Source organism: Rhizobium sp. M1, assembly GCF_002531805.1.
In the GTDB taxonomy this organism is placed as follows: Bacteria; Pseudomonadota; Alphaproteobacteria; order Rhizobiales; family Rhizobiaceae; genus Rhizobium; species Rhizobium etli_C.
On record NZ_NWSW01000065.1, the window covers coordinates 1 to 17,770 of the forward strand.

Annotated in this window: 19 protein-coding genes and 1 tRNA gene; 12 read left to right on the forward strand and 8 right to left on the reverse strand. The window is 63.0% G+C overall.

Going from position 1 to position 17,770, the window contains the following annotated elements:
* The 6 genes from CO655_RS34105 to CO655_RS31830 form a co-directional block, all read left to right on the forward strand.
* Nucleotides 1-597, forward strand: a 597-nt coding sequence (locus CO655_RS34105; protein ID WP_210201039.1) for a DUF1629 domain-containing protein, incomplete at its 5' end; no start/stop codon positions are given.
* Between the two features lie 244 nt (nucleotides 598-841).
* Nucleotides 842-1,951 (forward strand): endonuclease/exonuclease/phosphatase family protein, encoded by a 1,110-nt coding sequence (locus tag CO655_RS31810; protein ID WP_097667873.1) that lies wholly within the window; start codon nucleotides 842-844, stop codon nucleotides 1,949-1,951.
* Nucleotides 1,948-2,721, forward strand: coding sequence for a DNA mismatch repair protein MutT (locus CO655_RS31815; RefSeq protein ID WP_097608375.1), 774 nt, complete (start codon nucleotides 1,948-1,950; stop codon nucleotides 2,719-2,721). Before CO655_RS31810 ends, CO655_RS31815 begins: the two co-directional genes overlap by 4 nt.
* 65 nt (nucleotides 2,722-2,786) lie before the next feature.
* The gene (locus CO655_RS31820) at nucleotides 2,787-3,698 is read left to right on the forward strand and encodes a PhzF family phenazine biosynthesis protein (protein ID WP_010034710.1); all 912 of its coding nucleotides are present in this window, start codon (nucleotides 2,787-2,789) and stop codon (nucleotides 3,696-3,698) included.
* 228 nt (nucleotides 3,699-3,926) lie between these two features.
* Nucleotides 3,927-4,002 (forward strand) — tRNA-Lys (locus tag CO655_RS31825).
* Between the two features lie 124 nt (nucleotides 4,003-4,126).
* Complete coding sequence (locus tag CO655_RS31830; RefSeq protein ID WP_010034707.1) at nucleotides 4,127-4,429, forward strand: hypothetical protein; 303 nt, start codon at nucleotides 4,127-4,129, stop codon at nucleotides 4,427-4,429.
* A 242-nt stretch (nucleotides 4,430-4,671) separates the two neighbouring features.
* On the opposite strand, the gene CO655_RS31835 is transcribed toward CO655_RS31830, so the two are convergent.
* A complete protein-coding gene (locus CO655_RS31835) occupies nucleotides 4,672-4,989 on the reverse strand; it encodes a hypothetical protein (protein WP_097578902.1) in 318 nt (105 codons plus the stop codon).
* A gap of 290 nt (nucleotides 4,990-5,279) precedes the next feature.
* Between CO655_RS31835 and CO655_RS31840 the strand changes: the two genes are divergently transcribed.
* Both CO655_RS31840 and chrA (CO655_RS31845) read left to right on the forward strand, forming a co-directional pair.
* Nucleotides 5,280-6,095 (forward strand): sulfurtransferase/chromate resistance protein, encoded by an 816-nt coding sequence (locus CO655_RS31840; protein ID WP_010034701.1) that lies wholly within the window; start codon nucleotides 5,280-5,282, stop codon nucleotides 6,093-6,095.
* Between the two features lies 1 nt (nucleotide 6,096).
* Complete coding sequence (gene chrA / locus CO655_RS31845) at nucleotides 6,097-7,515, forward strand: chromate efflux transporter (RefSeq protein WP_010034696.1); 1,419 nt, start codon at nucleotides 6,097-6,099, stop codon at nucleotides 7,513-7,515.
* Here chrA (CO655_RS31845) and CO655_RS31850 read toward each other — a convergent pair whose 3' ends face one another.
* The 3 genes from CO655_RS31850 to chrA (CO655_RS31860) all read right to left on the reverse strand — a co-directional run bounded on the left by CO655_RS31850 (nucleotide 7,516) and on the right by chrA (CO655_RS31860) (nucleotide 10,680).
* Nucleotides 7,516-8,847: a hemolysin family protein gene (locus CO655_RS31850; protein WP_097608376.1), complete on the reverse strand. Its 1,332-nt coding sequence runs from the start codon at nucleotides 8,845-8,847 to the stop codon at nucleotides 7,516-7,518. It lies immediately after the preceding gene.
* Between the two features lie 93 nt (nucleotides 8,848-8,940).
* The gene (locus CO655_RS31855) at nucleotides 8,941-9,324 is read right to left on the reverse strand and encodes a VOC family protein (RefSeq protein ID WP_097608432.1); all 384 of its coding nucleotides are present in this window, start codon (nucleotides 9,322-9,324) and stop codon (nucleotides 8,941-8,943) included.
* A 123-nt stretch (nucleotides 9,325-9,447) separates the two neighbouring features.
* On the reverse strand, nucleotides 9,448-10,680 hold the full coding sequence (gene chrA / locus CO655_RS31860; RefSeq protein ID WP_097608433.1) for a chromate efflux transporter: 1,233 nt from the start codon (nucleotides 10,678-10,680) through the stop codon (nucleotides 9,448-9,450).
* Between the two features lie 488 nt (nucleotides 10,681-11,168).
* Here chrA (CO655_RS31860) and CO655_RS31865 point away from each other — a divergent pair, with 488 nt between their 5' ends.
* Nucleotides 11,169-11,495 carry an RcnB family protein gene (locus CO655_RS31865; protein ID WP_010029057.1) on the forward strand — a complete coding sequence of 109 codons (327 nt, stop codon included), beginning with the start codon at nucleotides 11,169-11,171 and terminating at the stop codon, nucleotides 11,493-11,495.
* Between the two features lie 470 nt (nucleotides 11,496-11,965).
* On the opposite strand, the gene CO655_RS34110 is transcribed toward CO655_RS31865, so the two are convergent.
* The 3 genes from CO655_RS34110 to znuA all read right to left on the reverse strand — a co-directional run bounded on the left by CO655_RS34110 (nucleotide 11,966) and on the right by znuA (nucleotide 14,480).
* Nucleotides 11,966-12,139: a hypothetical protein gene (locus CO655_RS34110; RefSeq protein ID WP_170965055.1), complete on the reverse strand. Its 174-nt coding sequence runs from the start codon at nucleotides 12,137-12,139 to the stop codon at nucleotides 11,966-11,968.
* A complete protein-coding gene (gene zigA, locus CO655_RS31875) occupies nucleotides 12,136-13,341 on the reverse strand; it encodes a zinc metallochaperone GTPase ZigA (protein ID WP_097608377.1) in 1,206 nt (401 codons plus the stop codon). The genes CO655_RS34110 and zigA overlap by 4 nt, the downstream gene beginning before the upstream one ends.
* A 113-nt stretch (nucleotides 13,342-13,454) precedes the next feature.
* Entirely contained in the window at nucleotides 13,455-14,480 is a 1,026-nt protein-coding gene (znuA, locus tag CO655_RS31880) for a zinc ABC transporter substrate-binding protein ZnuA (protein WP_097608378.1), read from the reverse strand.
* A 101-nt stretch (nucleotides 14,481-14,581) separates the two neighbouring features.
* Here znuA and CO655_RS31885 point away from each other — a divergent pair, with 101 nt between their 5' ends.
* Genes CO655_RS31885 through CO655_RS31895 form a run of 3 tightly spaced genes read left to right on the forward strand, consistent with a single transcriptional unit; the run spans nucleotide 14,582 to nucleotide 16,765 of the window.
* The gene (locus CO655_RS31885; RefSeq protein WP_097608379.1) at nucleotides 14,582-15,562 is read left to right on the forward strand and encodes a metal ABC transporter ATP-binding protein; all 981 of its coding nucleotides are present in this window, start codon (nucleotides 14,582-14,584) and stop codon (nucleotides 15,560-15,562) included.
* Nucleotides 15,555-16,370 (forward strand): zinc ABC transporter permease subunit ZnuB, encoded by an 816-nt coding sequence (znuB, locus tag CO655_RS31890; protein ID WP_010030612.1) that lies wholly within the window; start codon nucleotides 15,555-15,557, stop codon nucleotides 16,368-16,370. Before CO655_RS31885 ends, znuB begins: the two co-directional genes overlap by 8 nt.
* Nucleotides 16,367-16,765, forward strand: a complete 399-nt coding sequence (locus CO655_RS31895; RefSeq protein WP_004679676.1) for a Fur family transcriptional regulator — start codon at nucleotides 16,367-16,369, stop codon at nucleotides 16,763-16,765. Before znuB ends, CO655_RS31895 begins: the two co-directional genes overlap by 4 nt.
* A gap of 266 nt (nucleotides 16,766-17,031) precedes the next feature.
* Here the strand turns inward: CO655_RS31895 and CO655_RS31905 are convergent, their stop codons facing one another.
* Nucleotides 17,032-17,397 carry a hypothetical protein gene (locus CO655_RS31905; RefSeq protein WP_010028760.1) on the reverse strand — a complete coding sequence of 122 codons (366 nt, stop codon included), beginning with the start codon at nucleotides 17,395-17,397 and terminating at the stop codon, nucleotides 17,032-17,034.
* Nucleotides 17,398-17,770: the final 373 nt, after the last annotated feature.

The following is a 17,770-nucleotide window of genomic DNA, read 5'->3' on the forward strand; positions in this document are numbered from 1 at the left end:
GCCAGCCGCGCCTTCATGGACTCAACACGGATCAAGGGGTTTACGGCTGATCCGTTGCCAACGGGGATGGGCCTCGGTCAGATGGCCGAACTAAATCAAGCGGGCGAGCGGATGTCTGCTGAGCATTTTCCAAAGGAGATATTTGCCAAGTACCCCGACAAGAAGGAAAAAAAGCAGGCCGATCTCGTGCTTGCCGCAGGCGCGGTGGTGGTTTCAGCGGCCTGCGCCGATGTGCTCCGCCAATTCGATCTCGGGCACTCCTCGCTCTATCCAATCAAGCTTTTTCAGCATGACCGCAAGACGCCGGTGGAGGGAGAATACTTTTGCCTGAACATCGGCGAGCGCAAGGATGTTTTCCTTCGGAAGCATTCACAAAGGGTCATGGAATTTGGCGACGGCACTCTGAGCATGTGGCCGGATCTTCATGATAACGAGGTGGCCGTCAGCCCTGCCGCACTCAAGGGCCCTGACTTGTGGGTCAGCCCTCCCTTAAATCGCATATTTTTCCTGAGCGACCGTCTTATGCAGGCGCTGCGGGCGGCCAAAATGGGTCGGGTTTTTGGTTTCCGCGCCTGCCGCATCGTCGAGGCCGACTAATCATCCGAGGGGGCCGGGGCAATGGCAGCGCCTTTTGCCAGCCGCTGCGCGCCTTTAGCCGCATGGCCGTCGTGCCGGATGACGCAGTGCGGGTCGCCATCCGCACCGGCCGGTGGCTTTGAGGGAGGTGGGCTATCGCATCCGGGGTTGGCAAAAGCCATGCCTGTCCGCAACTTTCTTGGGTCGGCCACCTTTTCCTGCGGCGATTGCCGGGTAAGGTACTGCCCGCAACCGGACCCTTGCTATGTCGCTTCGTCTCGCCACCTTCAACGTCGAAAACCTGATGACCCGGTTCGATTTCACCGGCTTCCGCAACCAGCTGCGTCAGGACCGCGTCATCAAGCTTTTCGAGGTGAACAGCGAGGGCGTCTATCAGCAGCTCGAGCAGGCGCGGGTGATCGCCGCCACCGATGACACCAGGCAGATGACGGCGCTCGCAATCGCCGATGCGGATGCCGATATTCTCTGCCTGCAGGAAATCGACAATATGGCTGCCCTGCAGGCCTTCGAATACGGCTATCTCTTCCGCATGGTCGGAAACGGCTACAGGCAGAAATTCCTGGTCGAGGGCAATGACAGCCGCGGCATCGATGTCGCCGTCTTGATGCGCGAGGAAACGCGCGACGGCCAGAAGATCGAGCTCAAGGACATCAGAAGTCATGCGATGACGACCTATCGCGACTTCGATCTCTTCGATGAGGACCTCGCGCTCAGCAACCGCATCGACGACAAGATCTTCAAGCGCGACTGCCTGGAGCTCGATCTTCTGATCGGCGGCCGACCGTTCTCGCTCTATGTCGTGCATTTCAAATCGATGGGCAATCCGCGCGACGGGCTGGATGGACGGCAATCGACACTGCCGCTCCGTCGCGCCGAGGCGCGCGCGGTGCGCCGCATCATCGAGGACAGGTTCGGCGCCGGCCGCACCGCCAAGAAGAGCTTCGCCATCTGTGGTGATATGAATGATTATCAGGAGCGCGTCGACGTGGTCGGCCGGCGCGGCGCCGGTTATCGTTTCGAGCATCAGACGGAGGCGGAAAGCGCGCTCGACGTATTCAGTCATGACGGCTTTGCCGAAAATGTCGTGGTCCGTCGCCAGCCGCTTGACCGCTGGACGCTCTATCACGCGCGCGGCCCGCAGGAGCAGCACCTTTGCCAGCTCGATTATATCTGGCTTTCGCCGGCACTTGCCGCCCATAATAGCGGCCGTCTGCCTGATATCATCCGCAACGGCCAACCCTACCGCACCGTCGTTCCGCCAGGCCAGGAGGTGGAGCGATATCCACGCACCGGCTGGGACCGGCCGAAAGCATCCGATCACTGCCCCGTCGTCATGACACTGGATCTCCCATGAAAACGAATTTGAATATGAAATTTCCGAGCAGCGATATTTCCGATGATTTTGTGGACTGGCCGCCGGAAGCGACGGTTTTCCCGATCGCCGGCGTCGACCTGCGTGTGCTGCCCGGCACCCATCCCTTCGTCACCGCCGAGGAAGCGGCGATCCGTGAAAACTGGGCGAAGGAAACCGCCGCCAACCCGGCGCTGTTCGACGGCCGCCTGGTGTTCCAACAGCGGCTGTCGTTCAGCCAAGAGGGGATTGCGGGCGAGGGCTACGTCACTCCATTTTCCGCCTTCATGTGGTGGCGCCGGCAGCCGCAGCGCCAGGGCGGCCTGCACATCTTCGCCTATCCGGTGCTCGAAAGCTCCGACGGCGCCCTCGTGGCGATCCGCATGGGGGCGCATACCGCCAATCCCGGCCAGGTCTATTTCGCGGCCGGCTCGCTGGAGCCGGAGGATATCATCGACGGGCGCTGCGACATCGAGGCCAATATGCGCCGCGAAGTTCACGAGGAGACCGGACTGGACCTGGCCGACGCGGTCGCGGGGGAAGGGCTCTTTGCCAGCCACGCCAAGCGCACGGTGACGCTGCTCAGGCTCTTTCGCTTCGACCTGACGGCGGACGAGATGGTGAAGCGGATCGAGGCCCACATGCTGGTCGCCGAGGACAAGGAAATCGCAGGTGCGGCGGCGATCCGTTCGGCCGATCCCGCGGCCCATCCCTATAACGTCGCCATGCTGCCCGTCATCGACTGGTATTTCGGAAAGGGTAACCGGCGTTAGCGCCTTGCACTCGACCGTTTGGTCGGGCAGGTTGGCGGCGCGATGATCGATTCAAGGAGGCCGATGTGGCGCGAAGCTACAGCGTCTATGACGTGTTCACCGATCGAAAACTTGCCGGTAATCCGCTGGCGGTGGTCTTCGACGGAGACGATCTCAGCGACGAGGCGATGCAGGCGATCACCCGGGAGATCAATCTCTCCGAGACGGTTTTCGTGCAGCCTTCGACCAATCCCGCCTATGCGGCGAAGCTCCGGATCTTTACGCCTGGCCGCGAACTGCCCTTTGCCGGCCATCCGACGGTCGGCACGGCGATCGCGCTGGCCGAACGGGCTCATGGCGCAGCGGCGGTCGATCTCGTTACCGTGCTCGAGGAAAATGTCGGGCCGGTGCGTTGCGCCGTGCGGCTGAGGGAGGGCGAGGCGAGTTTTGCCGAATTCGACCTGCCGCGCAAATCGCAGCAGGCCGTCATGCCGCTCGACAAGCTCGGCATCGCCGACGCTTTATCGTTGAAGGTCACCGAGATCGGCTTTGAAAATCACGTTCCTTCGCTTTGGAGCGCCGGGGTTCCGTTCCTGCTCATTCCGGTGCACGATGTCGGCACGGCGCAGCGGGTGGAATTCGATCCGCAGCTCTGGGAAAAGATCGTGCCCTTCGTCGATGGCGCGCTGGCTTCGGCTTATGTCTATTGTCGCGGCGGCGTCAACCACGTGGCGAAGTTTCATGCGCGCATGTTCGCCAGCGGCATGGGCATTGTCGAAGACCCGGCCACCGGTGCGGCGGCAGCCGCACTCTCCGGCGCCATCCGCCATTTCGACCGGCTCACGGACGGGCACCACCCGATCATGATCGAGCAGGGCGTCGAGATGGGGCGCCCCTCTTTCATCCACCTGCATATCGACGTCGAAGGCGGGGCGATTTCCAACGCGCGGATCGGCGGTCAGGCGGTGCGGCTGGCGAGCGGCACCCTCGACCTTTGATTTCATAAGAGCGCCGCTGCGTCCGGCAGGACGCGCTGGGAAGGCTTTATCACTTTGAATCTGCGCATAATCCTTTCCGAAGATCGGCGCCGGCTTTCAGGATCATGCGCTGCATTTCGGCCATGCGGAAAAATCTTTGAGATTAACCAAAGAATTTTCGCCGATGCGCTGGACAAGCCTGCCGATCCTGTTTATACGCCCCGTCACACCGCGCAGCCAAGCGCGAACGGGTGATTAGCTCAGTTGGTAGAGCAGCTGACTCTTAATCAGCGGGTCGTAGGTTCGAGCCCTACATCACCCACCAAATCTCTTGATAAGATTGACATATTAGAGGCCAGAGCGGGGTCTTGCGCCAAAGCGGCCGCATGCTTAGGACTGGCAGCGGCGGTTTATGCGCGCCCTATCTTTCTTTACCAAGCGGAGGGGTCATGAAAATCGTCGTTTTTGCCGTCGCTCTATCGTTGCCGCTGCCGGCCTTTGCCGCAGGCGCAACGGAGGTCAGAGCGGGCGATCACAGCTGCCGCGAGCTTGCGCAGATCATCCGTCAGAACAAGAAGGTCTTTGTGCGGATGGGCATCGGTGGCCGCAGCTTCCGTTATCCGCCGGCCAGGTGCAACCTCGGTGACAAGTACGACACGGCAATGGTTAGGGATGCGGACGGCAAAATGTGCCTTCTCGACTATGAGTGCGTGTACGATCCCCAATCCTTCTACAACAGGATCCCCAATTAAGATCGGATGCGGGCACCGAGAAGGTATGTTTTGCGCGCCGACCGATAGGGCAAGAAAAAAGGCCGGGCGAAACTCGCACCGACCCTTCCTCGATTTGTCTCGACAACGGCTGCCAGTACATCCGTGGTCAACCGTCAGAGACAAACTCCGTGGTCCTTAGGTAGGACTTGCGTGGCGACGTTCAAGGCCCCGCCGCGGAAAAGAAGCCGGCCTTGGGTCGGCTTCTTTCTGCGACGCTGCGCTTACTGCTGGGCAGGGGCAGCCGGCGGCGTGGCCGGGGCTGGTGCCGGTGCGGGTGCGGGCGTTGCGCTGTTGTCGGTCGGAGCGATCGGCTTGGCCGGCGCCGGCTCGGATTGGGTCGTCGAGGCTGTCGTGTCCGGGGAGGTGCCGGGGGTGCTGCTCCACTGCGAATAGGCGAATGCAGCGACAGCGATCACGGCCAATGCAGCAACCCAGACAACCCACGTATTGCTGGTGCGCGCGGTCGGAGTCGTGCGCAAATCCAGATTCGGATTCAGCGGGCGGTTCGGGTCGTTGGCATTATTGGGGTCGTACGTCATGGTACTTTCTCCTCTTGCGGTGACAAAGAAATGGAGCAAAGAGCATTTTGTTCCATTCTGGCGCCGCGAGGCGAGCAATATCAGGGATTTCCGCCTGCAGCCTGCCAGAATCGGCGCTTAAATCTGCGGCGCGGCCGGTGGGCGATGTCAGCGCACCACCGCCCTGGTGGGCCGAGCGCTTGACATGAGTGGGTCTCTTTGCGCATGATTTTGCCATGGGGTCGCGATCACCCCACGAGGCGCCATGCTGAAGAATCGCGTCCAGTAAACCGATTAACGGAGGACGCGTCATGCCGTCATTTCTTGAAATTTCTCCCGACAAACTCAGCCGGCTCATCGGAACCCCGGCTGCGCCCTGTATTATCGATGTTCGCACGGAAGAGGACTTTGCGCTCGATCCTCGGCTGGTGCCGGGCTCGATCCGGCGCAGCCATGCCGATGTCGCCTCCTGGGCAGGCAGCGTCGAGGCCGATGCCGTCGTCGTGGTCTGCCAGAGGGGCGGCAAGCTCAGCCATGGTGTGGCCGCTTATCTTCGCCATGCCGGAATCGACGCCGAGAGTCTTCAAGGCGGTTTCGAATCCTGGATCGCTGAGGGGTTGGCGGTACCGGAGGAAAAGCTGCCGCGCCGCGACCTCGAGGGACGCACGGTCTGGGTGACGCGGGCGCGGCCGAAGATCGACCGCATCGCCTGTCCATGGCTGATCCGGCGTTTCGTCGATCCGAACGCCTTGTTCCTGTTCGTGCCGACGACCGAGGTTCTGGAGGTCGGCGCGCGCTTCGGGGCAACACCCTTCGATATCGAAGAGGTGTTTTGGAGCCATCGCGGTGAGCTCTGCACCTTCGACGTGATGGTCGAGGAGTTCGGGTTGGGGTCGGAACCGCTGCTGCGCCTGGCGCGGATCATCCGGGCCGCCGATACTGCAAGGCTCGATCTTGCACCCGAGGCGCCCGGCCTGCTTGCCGCGTCGCTCGGCCTCTCCAGGATGTACGCCGACGATCTGGAGCAGCTCGAGGCCGGCATGCTTCTCTATGACGCCTTCTTCCGCTGGTGCCGCGATGCGACCGATGAGACCCACAATTGGCCCGCTTCGAAGAAGCGGGCATGAGATGGTCGAGATGACAGGAAATGCGTTGGCCGGCAAAATGGCGGAGAACGACGCGGGCGAGGAGCGTCATCACGGCGTTTCGTTCGGCGAAGCCTTCAAGGTCTGGCTCCGGGTCGCGGCCCTGAGCTTCGGCGGCCCCGCCGGTCAGATCGCCGTCATGCACCGGATCATCGTCGACGAGAAGCGATGGATCGGCGAGCACCGTTTCCTGCATGCGCTCAACTATTGCATGCTGCTTCCCGGCCCCGAGGCACAGCAGCTCGCCATCTATATCGGCTGGCTGATGCACCGGACCGTGGGCGGTCTCGTTGCCGGCATATTGTTCGTGCTGCCGGGGTTTCTGTCGATCCTCTGTCTCAGCTACATCTATGCCGCCTATGGCAACGTCGCCATCGTCGCCGGCCTGTTCTTCGGTCTGAAGGCAGCCGTGCTTGCCGTCGTCGTGCAGGCCGTCATTCGGATCGGCGGACGGGCCTTGAGGAGTAAGGTCATGGTCGCGATCGCGGCTGCAGCCTTTGTCGCCATCTTTTTCCTTCACGTGCCGTTTCCGCTGATCGTGCTCGTAGCCGGAATCATCGGTTTTTTCGGCGGCCGGGCCGGGCTTGCGGCCTTCAAGACCGGCGGGCACAAGGCCGGCAGCGGGCCGGTGCTTTCGGATGCCGATTCAGTGCTGGGCGAGGCCATACCGGCGCATGCGCGTCCGAATCTTGCCTGGTCCTTGCGCATCTCGACGGTGCTGCTTGCCCTGTGGCTCATTCCGGTCGCTGCCGTCTACACAGTCTTCGGCGCGGACAGCGTCTTCGCCGAGATCGGTCTGTTCTTCAGCAAGATGGCCGTCGTCACCTTCGGCGGGGCCTATGCCGTTCTCGCCTACGTCGCCCAGGAAGCTGTGCAGCATTTCGGCTGGCTGAAGCCGGGCGAGATGCTCGATGGCCTCGGCATGGCCGAAACGACGCCGGGACCGCTGATCATGGTGGTGCAGTTCGTCGGCTTCATGGGCGCCTATCGCAATCCAGGGTCTCTGGATCCCATGCTGGCTGCCACGTTTGCAGCGATCCTGACGACATGGGTGACCTTCGTGCCCTGTTTCCTCTGGATCTTCCTGGGTGCGCCGTTCATCGAAAAACTGCGTGGCAACGTCGCGCTGGCAGGGGCGATGTCGGCGATAACGGCGGCGGTGGTTGGGGTCATTCTCAACCTCGCCATCTGGTTTGGTCTGCATACGCTGTTTGCCGACGTTGCCGTCGTCCGCCTTGCCGGCCTGCGGCTCGACATTCCGGTGCTGCAATCGGCGGTGCCAGCGGCAATGGCGCTGTCAGTCGCCGCCGCGATCGCGATCTTCCGGTTCAAGGCTTCCGTCATCGCGACACTGCTCAGCTGCGCCGCCGCCGGCATGGTCTGGACGCTGGCGATGAACTGATTACGCCTCCGCTCCATCCGCGGCAATGCGCGTCGCGAGCATCTTGTCGATGCGCATGCCGTCCATGTCGATCACCTCGAAGCGCCAGCCGTCGAAGAGGAAGGTTTCGCCGGCTTCGGGGATGTGCTGAAGCTGGTGCAGCGCGAAGCCTGCGAGCGTATGGAAATCGGCGTCGGGGCGATCCTTGAGGCCCAACCGTTCGAAGGCGTCGAAGGCCGGCATCATCGCGTCGATCAGCAGCGAGCCGTCTTCCCGAACGATGATGTCGGGTTCCTCGTCGGCGCCCGGCAGATCGCCGGCGATGGCTTCCAGCAGGTCTGTCTGGGTGACGATGCCCTCGAGGCTGCCATATTCGTCGACGACGATGGCAAGGCGCACGGGCGACGCCTTGAAGCTGTCGATGACGCGCACGACCTTGGTGCCCTCGTGCAGCACCAGGGGCTGCTTGATCACCTCCAGCGGCCGGACCTTGCCGCCATCGAGGACCTGATCGAGAAGATCCTTCTTCAACACCATGCCGATCGGCTCGTCGATCGAGCCGCGGGCGACCAGCAGCTGTTCGTGGCTGCATTCGCGGATCGTTTTCAAAATCTCCGCCTCGCTGTCGTCGGCATCGAACCATTCGATGTCGAGACGTGGGGTCATGATGTCGGAGACCGGTCTGTCGCCGATGTTGAATACCCGCTCGACCAATTGCTGCTGCACCGGGTTCAAAAGCCCGGCCTCCTGGCTTTCGGCGACCAGCAATTTCAATTCCTGCGGCGAGTGGAACGAGGATTCTCCGGTTCCGGCGCGAAGGCCGACGGCCCGCAGCACGAGGTTGCCCATGCCGTTGAGGGTGAAGATCGCCGGCTTGAACAATACAAGGAAGAGCTCGAGCGGACGCACGACGGCCAGCGAGGTGGCCTCGCTGCGCTGCAGCGCCAGGCTTTTGGGCGCGAGCTCGCCGAGCACGATATGCAGCGCCGTGATGATCACGAAGGCGACGACGATCGCGACCGTATGGGCGCCGGTTGCTGCCCATGGCTCGGGCAGCCAGGAGAGCAGCGGCTCGATCAGATGGGCGAGCGCCGGCTCGCCGACCCAGCCGAGCGCCAGCGACGATATGGTGATGCCGAGCTGGGTGGCGGCGAGATTGGCGTCGAGATTGTCGACGGCCCGCTGGAGCGCGGAGGCATTCATGCGCCCTGCCGCGACAAGCTCGGCGACCCGGCTGCGCCTGACCGACACAAGCGCGAATTCGGCAGCCACGAAGAAGCCATTGGCGGCGACGAGGAAAAACACGGCTAGTATCCCGACATAGTCGAAGAGCCCGCCCGCGGATTCGGACATATTTTGCCTACCTCTGAATTGACGCGAATCCAAAACTACACGCTGGGGCACGGCTGACAAGGCGCAGCCACCGTTCTTGCGCTGCCGCGGCGGTCATCTCTTCGGCGCTTCGAAGAGCTCGATCGGGTTTCCCGCGGGGTCATCGAGCAGGATCTGCTTGCCGCCGATGCCCTGCACGATCTCATTGCGAAAACGCGCGCCGGCCTGGCGCAGCGCCGTGACCTCCGCCTCGAGGTCGGCGACTTCGATCTGGATGCGGTTCCATCCGCCGGGTTCCGGCTTCCGTCCGTCGGGCATCGCCTGGGTGGCTCCGCCCGGACCCGTCGCGCCGCTGACGAGCAGGCGGAAGCCGTCCCTGGTCAAGATGGCGAAGCTTGGCGCCGGGCGAAGCGCGACGGAAAAGCCGAGATGTCTGGTGTAGAATTCCACCGCGGCGTCGACGTCGTCGACGATATAACGCATGCTGATGCCGGGCATGGTTTCCTCCATGGTGTTTCCGCGTCGCGGAACGCTGCACGCGGCGGCCCGACGGGACGCGCGGCGGACGCTCCTGTTTCAAATCTGCGCCCAATCGTTCCGAAAATCGAATCCGATCTTGGGCTATGCGCCGGCCGCGGCGAGGGAGGCCGATGCTGCCGCCAGCAGCAGGACGATGATCCAGGGCGGCGCCTTCCAGACGGTGAGCAGCAGAAAGCCGGTGAGCGCCATTGCGAAATCCCGCGGCGAAAGCACAGCGCTCGTCCAGACCGGACTGTAGAGCGCCGCCCCCAGAATGCCGACGACGGCGGCGTTGGCGCCGCGCATCGCCGCCTGCATCGCTGGGCGGGTGCGCAAGCCATCCCAGAAGGGCAGCATGCCGTAGACGAGGAGCAGGCCTGGCAGAAAGATGGCGACAAGCGCGATGACAGCGCCCGCCCACCCGTTCGGCGCGGGTGTCATCACCGTACCGAGATAGGCCGCGAAGGTGAATAACGGCCCCGGCACGGCTTGCGTCAGGCCGTAACCGGCGAGGAAGGATTCGTTCGTCACCCAGCCGGGGGCGACGACTTCCGCCTGCAGCAGCGGCAGCACGACATGGCCGCCGCCGAAGACCAGCGCACCCGAGCGGTAGAAGGCATCGAAGAGCGCGATCCCCTGATGGCCGGTCGCATTGGCGAGAAACGGCGGGACGAGGAAGAAGGCGGCAAAGAGGGCAAGCGCGATCGCGCCGGCACGTGGCGATACGGGAAAGCCGAGACGGCCGGCAAGTGCGGGCGCATCGGCGCGACAGAGAACGAGCCCCGCCGCCGCTCCAAGCGCGATCGCGCCGATCTGGCCGAATGATCCGCCGACGAAGACGACGATGGCGACCGCCGCCAGCGCAATGCCGGCGCGCTCGCGGTCCGGCGTCAGGCTCTTCGCCATGCCCCAGATCGCCTGTGCGATGACGGCGACGGCAACGAGCTTCAGCCCGTGGAGCAGGCCTTCCGCGACAGGCCCGGTGAAGGCGGCGGCGCCCAGTGCAAAGGCAAAGAGCATGATTGCCGAGGGCAGCGTGAAGCCGCACCAGGCGGCCAGCCCGCCGACAAGGCCGTTACCCCTGAGGACGCCGAGGGAGAAACCGACCTGGCTGGAGGCCGGTCCGGGCAGAAACTGGCAGAGCGCCACCAGATCGGCATAGGCAGCCTCGTCGATCCATTTGCGCCGCACCACCAACTCGTCCCTGAAATAGCCGAGATGGGCTATCGGTCCGCCGAAGGACGTGAGGCCGAGCTTGAGGAAGACGCGGAAAACCTCGAACGGCGAGCCGTCGGCAGTTCCGTCAATCGGCATGGCATCCTCACGAGCACTCATCGCCGCCCCCATAGCAGGGCACGGTTGCGCCTGGATGAAAGCCGCGCGAGAGCGGAAAAGCCCTCGGAGGCTACAGGAAAAATGAACATGTCTTGCGTGCCTCTGCTTTGGTGCGAGGCCGAAACTACACGCTCGCGCGCAGCAGGCAAGCACGGGCGGCATTCCTCTGACGGCGAAACCCATGTCATCGATTTCCTGTGCAATATCCAATCCACGCCTTGTCGAAGATCCGCCGCCATGAGATTGCGGGACTGAAAAAAACACGCCTGGGACGAGCGCAGCCACACCCCAGAGAAAAGCCGGCATGCGGCGCGACCCCACCTCCCGTCCGGCAAGGGCAACGGCGAATGCTGATTGTAAGTCTTATCTAAAATACAAAGCTCGGCCCGCAGGCCACGGATTTCATTACGGAAGTTTAATTTAACTTTCAGTTTCGGTTCATCTTTTCGGGCCTAGTTTTCTCCCGTGCCCAACACGAGGAACCCCACATGAAAAAGATCTTTGCCGCTCTTCTTTCTGCTTCCTTCCTTCTCTCGCCGATGGTGGTCTCACAGGCCAGCGCGGATGATCATCGCCGTCCGCCTGTTGTCGTGCAGAAGAAGGTGGTCATCCACAAGACCGTCGTCCGGCCGCACTGGAAGAAGGGATACCGCGTCAACGCCAGCGAGCGCCGCCGCTTCTCCAACGTCAACGACTACCGCCGCTACCGGCTCGCTCCTCCGCCGCGCGGTTATCGCTGGGTTCGCGCCGACAACGACTTCCTGCTGATCGGCATCACCAACGGGGTCATTTCGAATGTCATCGTCGGTCGTTGATCAGGGGTGAGGAGGGCGGCTTCGGCCGCCCTTCGCTTGTTTGCCTTGCGCTTCGCTCCCTGTTCGGCGTCATCATCGGCCTTGTGCCGAGGATCTGCTGCCTTATCGGACTGGAGGCAGATGCTCGGGACAGGCCCGAGCATGAAGAAGGAGGGGCAGGCTTTGTGGCGAGCGGCGTCGGCCGTAGACGCGAACGAGAGGGCCTGCCGGGTGGCACCCCCTCTGCCCTGCCGGGCATCTCCCCCACAGGTGGGGAGATCGGCTAGGCGCAATGGTCTCCCCAAACAATGGCGAACTGGTGTCCCGCACGACGTTGGAGAAGGGTCGGCGGGCCAGCCTCTTGCCGATCTCCCCCCTTGTGGGGGAGATGCCCGGCAGGGCAGAGGGGGTGGCCACAGCATGCCGACGCGGGAATGAGAGAGGAACGCGGATTGCGCAAAATGAGACGCGTTTCCTGCACAGATAAATCGTCACTCCCAGCGGCGTGGCGACATCACCCGCTCGGCAATGATCCCGAGCAATCGCTTCGGCCTTTCGGCCTCAGCCTCCCGCTCATGCGTCAGCGGATGCAGCCCCTCGATCGGCGGCAAAGGCTCGCATTCCTCGCAGACGCAGCGATAACGTTTGATCGCCGCCGCCTTCATGCGGCCTGCCTGTTCCAGCTGGCGAAAGGATCAGGTAGGTTGCGCCAGCGCTCCGGCATGAAGGCATCGCCTTCGACCAGGCACGCATCGAGTTCTCTCCTGATCCAGGCCTCGTCCATCGGGTCGGCGCCGATGAAGACGATTTCCTGGCGGCGGTCGCCCCAGACGGGATCGAGATAGGGGCCAAAGGCGTTGAGGAAGCCAGGCTCCTGCGGCCATTGCTCGCGGGGGACGGCTGCCCACCACAGGCCCATCTTGCCGGTGCGCACGATCGCGCCCGCCTGGCTGATCTCGCCGACATGGTGCGGGCGCGTCGCCAGCCAGAAGAAGCCTTTGGCGCGCACCACACCCGGCCAGCTCTTGTCGAGAAAGGCCTGCAACCTGGCCGGATGGAACGGCCGCTTCTCGCGATAGACGAAGGAGCGGATGCCGTATTCCTCGGTCTCCGGCACATGGTCCTTGAAGCCGTGCAGCTCCTTGTACCACAGCGGATGGGTCTCGGCCCTGTCGATATCGAAGCGGCCGGTGCCGAGCACGTCCTTCAGCGCCACCTTGGCGAAATCCGTCTCGATCAGCTTCGCATCGGGGTTCAGGCCGATGATGATCTTGCGCGCGGCGTCGCGCTCATCCTCGCTTGCCGTGCCGATCTTGTTCAACACCACGACATCGGCGAATTCGATCTGCTCGACCAGCAGGTCGACGAGGGTCCTGTTGTCGCCGTCACCTGCGGTTTCGCCGCGATCGGCGAGGAAATCGGCGGAGGCATAGTCGGCGAGCAGATTGGCGGCGTCGACCACCGTTACCATCGTGTCGAGCCTCGCGACATCCGAAAGACTTTCTCCGTTCTCGTCGCGGAACTCGAAGGTGGTGGCGACGGGCAGCGGCTCGGCAATGCCGGTCGATTCGATCAGCAGGTAATCGAAGCGGCCCTGGTTGGCGAGGTCGCGAACCTCCTTCAGAAGGTCGTCGCGCAGCGTGCAGCAGATGCAGCCATTGGTCATCTCGACCAGCTGCTCCTCGGTGCGCGAGAGATTGGCGCCGCCGTCGCGCACGAGGGCGGCGTCGATATTCACCTCGCTCATGTCGTTGACGATGATGGCGACGCGCAGGCCCTCGCGATTGGCGAGCACGTGGTTGAGCAGCGTCGTCTTGCCGGCGCCGAGAAAGCCGGAAAGCACCGTGACCGGAAGTCTGTCGTCCATGGAAACCTCATCGATATTAATGTTATATCATTACATGCATTGAACCGAAAAAAGGCGGAACGGGGTCATCCGCCTCTTTCCGCCTCAGCTCTCTCCAGGAGATTGCACGGCAATCATGCGCTGGAGAGGCAGGCCTTCATGCTCTCGGCGATGCCGCGCATGAGGGTGAAGTAGAGATCGGGGCCGGCCTTCAGCGTCGCCGCTTCCGGGTCGAGCACGCCGGATCTGGCGCTGGTGCCCTCGATGACGACATTGACGAGGCGCGGCTCGAATTGCGGTTCGGCAAAGACGCAGGTTGCGCCGAGTTCGCCGACCTTGCGGTGGATTTCCGAGACGCGCTCGGCGCCGGGAATGGTTTCCGGGCTGACGGTGATCGAGCCGGCGACGCGGATGCCGTAGCGGCGTTCGAAATATTGGTAAGCGTCGTGGAAGACGACGAAGGGCTTGTCCTTGACGGGCGCGACAGTGGCCGCGATCTCCTTGTCCAGCGCCGTCAGCCTGTCGTCCAGCGCCTTGGCATTGGCCTGATAGGTCAGCGCATTGGCGGGGTCGGCGGCGACCAGCGTCGTCGTGATCTCGGCGGCCATCGCCTTGGCATTCATCGGGTCGAGCCATAGATGCGTGTCGAAGGCGCCATGCTCGTGGTCATGATCATGATCATGCTCGTGATGATTGTCATGCCCGGTTTCGGCGGCATGGTCGTGATCATCACCATCGTCATGCGGTTCGAAAGCGCCGCCTTCACGGAAGGGCAGCTTGACGAGGCCGGGGGCCTTGTCGAGCTCGGCGATGCTTGCCTTCGAGCCCAGTGCCTGCAACGGCTTTTCCAGGAAGGCTTCGAGCCCGGGGCCGGTCCAGAAGATCACCTTGGCTTCCTGCAGGGCGCGCGCGTTCGAAGGCTTCAGATTGTAGGTATGCGGGGAGGCGGCGCCATCGACGATCAGCTCCGGTTCGCCGACGCCCTGCATGATCGCCGCAACCAGCGAATGGATCGGCTTGATCGAGGTGACGACGACCGGCGCGTCGGCCGCCCGCATCGTGCCGGCAAAGAGCAAAGCGGGGATCGCCAAAGCCGGAATGGAGAGGACTGCGGGGATATTGAAGGCCCACGTTTTCAGAGGCCGCAGGGCGCGTTTCATCAGGTGCTCCGCTTGAATTGCAGGTGTTATGTTATTACATCAATTGCGTTATGCTATAACGTGTGCAATAGCAGGATGCAACAGCGCTGTCGGAAAATTTGATGCTCTCTCCCGCAAACAAGAAGGGCGAACCGCTGGTTTCGCTTGAGAATGTCGGCGTCCTGCGCGGCGGCCGCTGGCTGGTGCGCGGCGTCGAGTTTTCCGTGTCGCGCGGCGAGATCGTCACGCTCATCGGGCCGAACGGCTCGGGCAAATCGACGAGCGCCAAGGCGGCGATCGGCGTGTTGAAGCCGGATGAGGGCAGGGTGGAGCGGCTGGCCGGGCTCAAGGTCGGCTATGTCCCACAGAAGCTCTCGATCGACTGGACGCTGCCGCTTTCGGTGCGCCGGCTGATGACGCTGACCGGCCCGCTGCGGCAGGGCGACATGCAGGCAGCCCTCGAAGCCGCCGGCATTGCCCATATGATCGATGCCGAGGTGCAGCATCTCTCCGGCGGCGAATTCCAGCGGGCGCTGATGGCTCGCGCCATCGCCCGCAAGCCCGATCTGCTGGTGCTCGACGAGCCGGTGCAGGGGGTGGATTTCTCTGGCGAGATCGCCCTTTACGATCTCATCAAATCGATCCGCAATGCCAGCGGCTGCGGCATCCTGCTGATCTCGCACGATCTGCATGTCGTCATGGCCGAGACCGACACGGTGATCTGCCTCAACGGCCATGTCTGCTGCCGCGGCACGCCCGAGGCCGTCAGCCGCAGCCCGGAATATGTGCGCCTGTTCGGCAGCCGTGCTGCCCAGACGCTTGCCGTCTACAGCCATCACCACGATCACACGCATCTGCCGGACGGGCGCGTGCGCCATGCCGACGGCACCGTGACGGATCATTGCCATCCCGAGGACGGCCATCACGCACATGATGGGCATGGGCACGTTCATGGCAGCCATGAGCACGCGCATGACCACGGGCATGAGCACGCACATGCCGGGGATGGCCACGCCCATGCGCATGCTCGCGATGATCATCACGCACACGATCATGCGCATGAACACGCCCATTCCCGCAGCGGGGAGGGCCGCCATGCTTGACGATTTCTTCGTGCGCGCCATCCTTGCCGGTGTCGGGCTGGCGCTGACAACGGGGCCGCTCGGCTGCTTCATCATCTGGCGGCGCATGGCCTATTTCGGCGATACGATCGCCCATTCGGCGCTGCTCGGCGTGGCGCTGTCGCTGCTTTTCGAACTCAACCTGACGCTCGCCGTCTTCGCCGTCGCCGCCCTCGTCTCGGTGCTGCTGCTCTTCCTGCAGAAGCGTCAGGCGCTGTCGGCCGATGCGCTGCTCGGCATCCTCTCGCATGCCACACTGGCGATCGGCCTCGTCATGGTCGCCTTCATGAGCTGGGTCAGGATCGATCTCATCGCCTTCTTGTTCGGCGATATCCTCGCCGTCTCCAGGACCGACATCGCGCTGATCTGGGGCGGCGGCTTGTTCGTGCTCGCGGCGCTCGCCTGGCTCTGGCGGCCGCTTCTGGCGGCAACCGTCAATGCCGAGCTTGCCGAGGCCGAGGGGCTGCGGCCCGAGCGGGCGCGGCTGTTCTTCATGCTATTGATGGCCGTTGTCATCGCGATTGCCATGAAGATCGTCGGCATCATGTTGATCACGTCGCTGCTGATCATTCCGGCGGCTGCGGCGCGGCGTTTCTCGGTCACGCCGGAGATCATGGCAGTGTTTGCCTCGCTGATCGGGGCGGTGGCCGTCGTCGGCGGGCTGTTCGGATCGCTCACCTACGACACGCCGTCAGGTCCTTCGATCGTGGTCGCTGCGCTCATTCTCTTCATTCTCAGCCTGCTTCCCGTCAGGCGCCATCGCGCGGTCGCGCAAGGACAAGGCTCATGACGACACCGCAACTCACCAAGAACCAGTCGCTGGTTTTCGACGTGCTCGAAAAGGCGGAAGGCCCGCTCAGCGCCTACACCATCCTCGACAAGCTGCGCGATCATGGTTTTCGCGCGCCGCTGCAGGTCTACCGGGCGTTGGAGAAACTGCTCGAATACGGTGTCGTGCACCGGCTGGAAAGCATCAATTCCTTCGTCGCCTGCGCCCACCCGGGCGAGAACTGCCACAGCCACGGCATCGTCGCCTTCGCCATCTGCGAAAGCTGCGGCCAGGTGATGGAGTTCCACGACCATGAGGTCGACCACCGGCTGATGGCCTGGGTGCGCGGGCAGAAGTTCAAGCCTGAGAAAACGACGATCGAGATCCGCGGTCTGTGCGAGGCTTGTGCGGCGTAAGTGGTAATACTGTCGTCGGCCTATCACGCCGAGCGAATTTTGACGGGGAGTGCTCACCTCCCCACCTCATTCCTGTGCCCGTCACAGGAATCCAGCCACAGCGCGTCCGCGCGGTGAATGACTCCGTTACTTTTCAAGGGTTTCTCGCGCCCAAGGACTTGGGCGCACTGGATTCCTGTGACGAGCACAGGAATGAGGACGGGTGGGAAGCATCCTCGCCAGATCTTCTGTTGGCGAAGGAAGATAGTCCTATTGCGTACACTAAACTAGACGATCGCCTCGCGCTTACCAAAGGGCGCGGCGTCATCGAAGTTACGGGTGCCGATCCGCTCACTTTCGCCTGATAAGGTCGGTTGTTCCGCAGTTTCGCCGGCTTCTTTCTCTTCCTGCGATCTCGCACTCCATTTGCGTTGATGCATTTCGTCTTCATCAGCCAGATCCGCATGGGGGATGAGCTCGGTTGCGCTTTGCTTCCGCGCCATCTCTCGGGATGCCTGCCGATCGGCGGTGATCTGCGACTGGCGGGCGGCGACCCAGGCGTTGTCTGGTTCCGAGCTGATAGAGGTGCTTGTGCCGATCTTGGTGGGCTCGGATGCGGCGGTGGCGGAGATCGGGTTGATCGCTTCGACCATGAGAGTCTCCTGCTGGCAGGGCACCGGCACGCTGTTCCCAGGACTAAACAGGGGAGCAGGCGTCTGGCCGATTAGACTCATATCGAGCGCGGGCGGCAAAACACAAGGTCGATTGCCGGACTATGATCGGGAATCTGGCGGGGAAGCCCAGCTCGTCGAGTTCGCCGCCATGTCTCTTTCAGAACGGTAATGGCCGCCGATTGAGGTTTAAGCCGATGATCCAAGAAAGGTGAGGCCGGAGACCGGCCTCACCCTTTGCGTCTCTGCGATGACAAGTTCAGTTCTGTCCGCCCTTGCCGGAACCGCCGTTGTCGCTCTTGCCGGAATCGCCGTTGTCGCTGTTGTCGGAACCGCCATTGTCGCTCTTGCCGGA

Excerpts from the sequence above, each read along its gene's own strand:
- CO655_RS31810 (WP_097667873.1), top strand. The coding sequence starts at position 842 with ATGTCGCTTCGTCTCGCCACCTTCAACGTCGAAAACCTGATGACCCGG.
- CO655_RS31815 (WP_097608375.1), top strand. The coding sequence starts at position 1,948 with ATGAAAACGAATTTGAATATGAAATTTCCGAGCAGCGATATTTCCGAT.
- CO655_RS31830 (WP_010034707.1), top strand. The coding sequence starts at position 4,127 with ATGAAAATCGTCGTTTTTGCCGTCGCTCTATCGTTGCCGCTGCCGGCC.
- CO655_RS31835 (WP_097578902.1), bottom strand. The coding sequence starts at position 4,989 with ATGACGTACGACCCCAATAATGCCAACGACCCGAACCGCCCGCTGAAT.
- CO655_RS31840 (WP_010034701.1), top strand. The coding sequence starts at position 5,280 with ATGCCGTCATTTCTTGAAATTTCTCCCGACAAACTCAGCCGGCTCATC.
- chrA (WP_010034696.1), top strand. The coding sequence starts at position 6,097 with ATGGTCGAGATGACAGGAAATGCGTTGGCCGGCAAAATGGCGGAGAAC.
- CO655_RS31850 (WP_097608376.1), bottom strand. The coding sequence starts at position 8,847 with ATGTCCGAATCCGCGGGCGGGCTCTTCGACTATGTCGGGATACTAGCC.
- CO655_RS31855 (WP_097608432.1), bottom strand. The coding sequence starts at position 9,324 with ATGCCCGGCATCAGCATGCGTTATATCGTCGACGACGTCGACGCCGCG.
- chrA (WP_097608433.1), bottom strand. The coding sequence starts at position 10,680 with ATGAGTGCTCGTGAGGATGCCATGCCGATTGACGGAACTGCCGACGGC.
- CO655_RS31865 (WP_010029057.1), top strand. The coding sequence starts at position 11,169 with ATGAAAAAGATCTTTGCCGCTCTTCTTTCTGCTTCCTTCCTTCTCTCG.
- CO655_RS34110 (WP_170965055.1), bottom strand. The coding sequence starts at position 12,139 with ATGAAGGCGGCGGCGATCAAACGTTATCGCTGCGTCTGCGAGGAATGC.
- zigA (WP_097608377.1), bottom strand. The coding sequence starts at position 13,341 with ATGGACGACAGACTTCCGGTCACGGTGCTTTCCGGCTTTCTCGGCGCC.
- znuA (WP_097608378.1), bottom strand. The coding sequence starts at position 14,480 with ATGAAACGCGCCCTGCGGCCTCTGAAAACGTGGGCCTTCAATATCCCC.
- CO655_RS31885 (WP_097608379.1), top strand. The coding sequence starts at position 14,582 with ATGCTCTCTCCCGCAAACAAGAAGGGCGAACCGCTGGTTTCGCTTGAG.
- znuB (WP_010030612.1), top strand. The coding sequence starts at position 15,555 with ATGCTTGACGATTTCTTCGTGCGCGCCATCCTTGCCGGTGTCGGGCTG.
- CO655_RS31895 (WP_004679676.1), top strand. The coding sequence starts at position 16,367 with ATGACGACACCGCAACTCACCAAGAACCAGTCGCTGGTTTTCGACGTG.
- CO655_RS31905 (WP_010028760.1), bottom strand. The coding sequence starts at position 17,397 with ATGGTCGAAGCGATCAACCCGATCTCCGCCACCGCCGCATCCGAGCCC.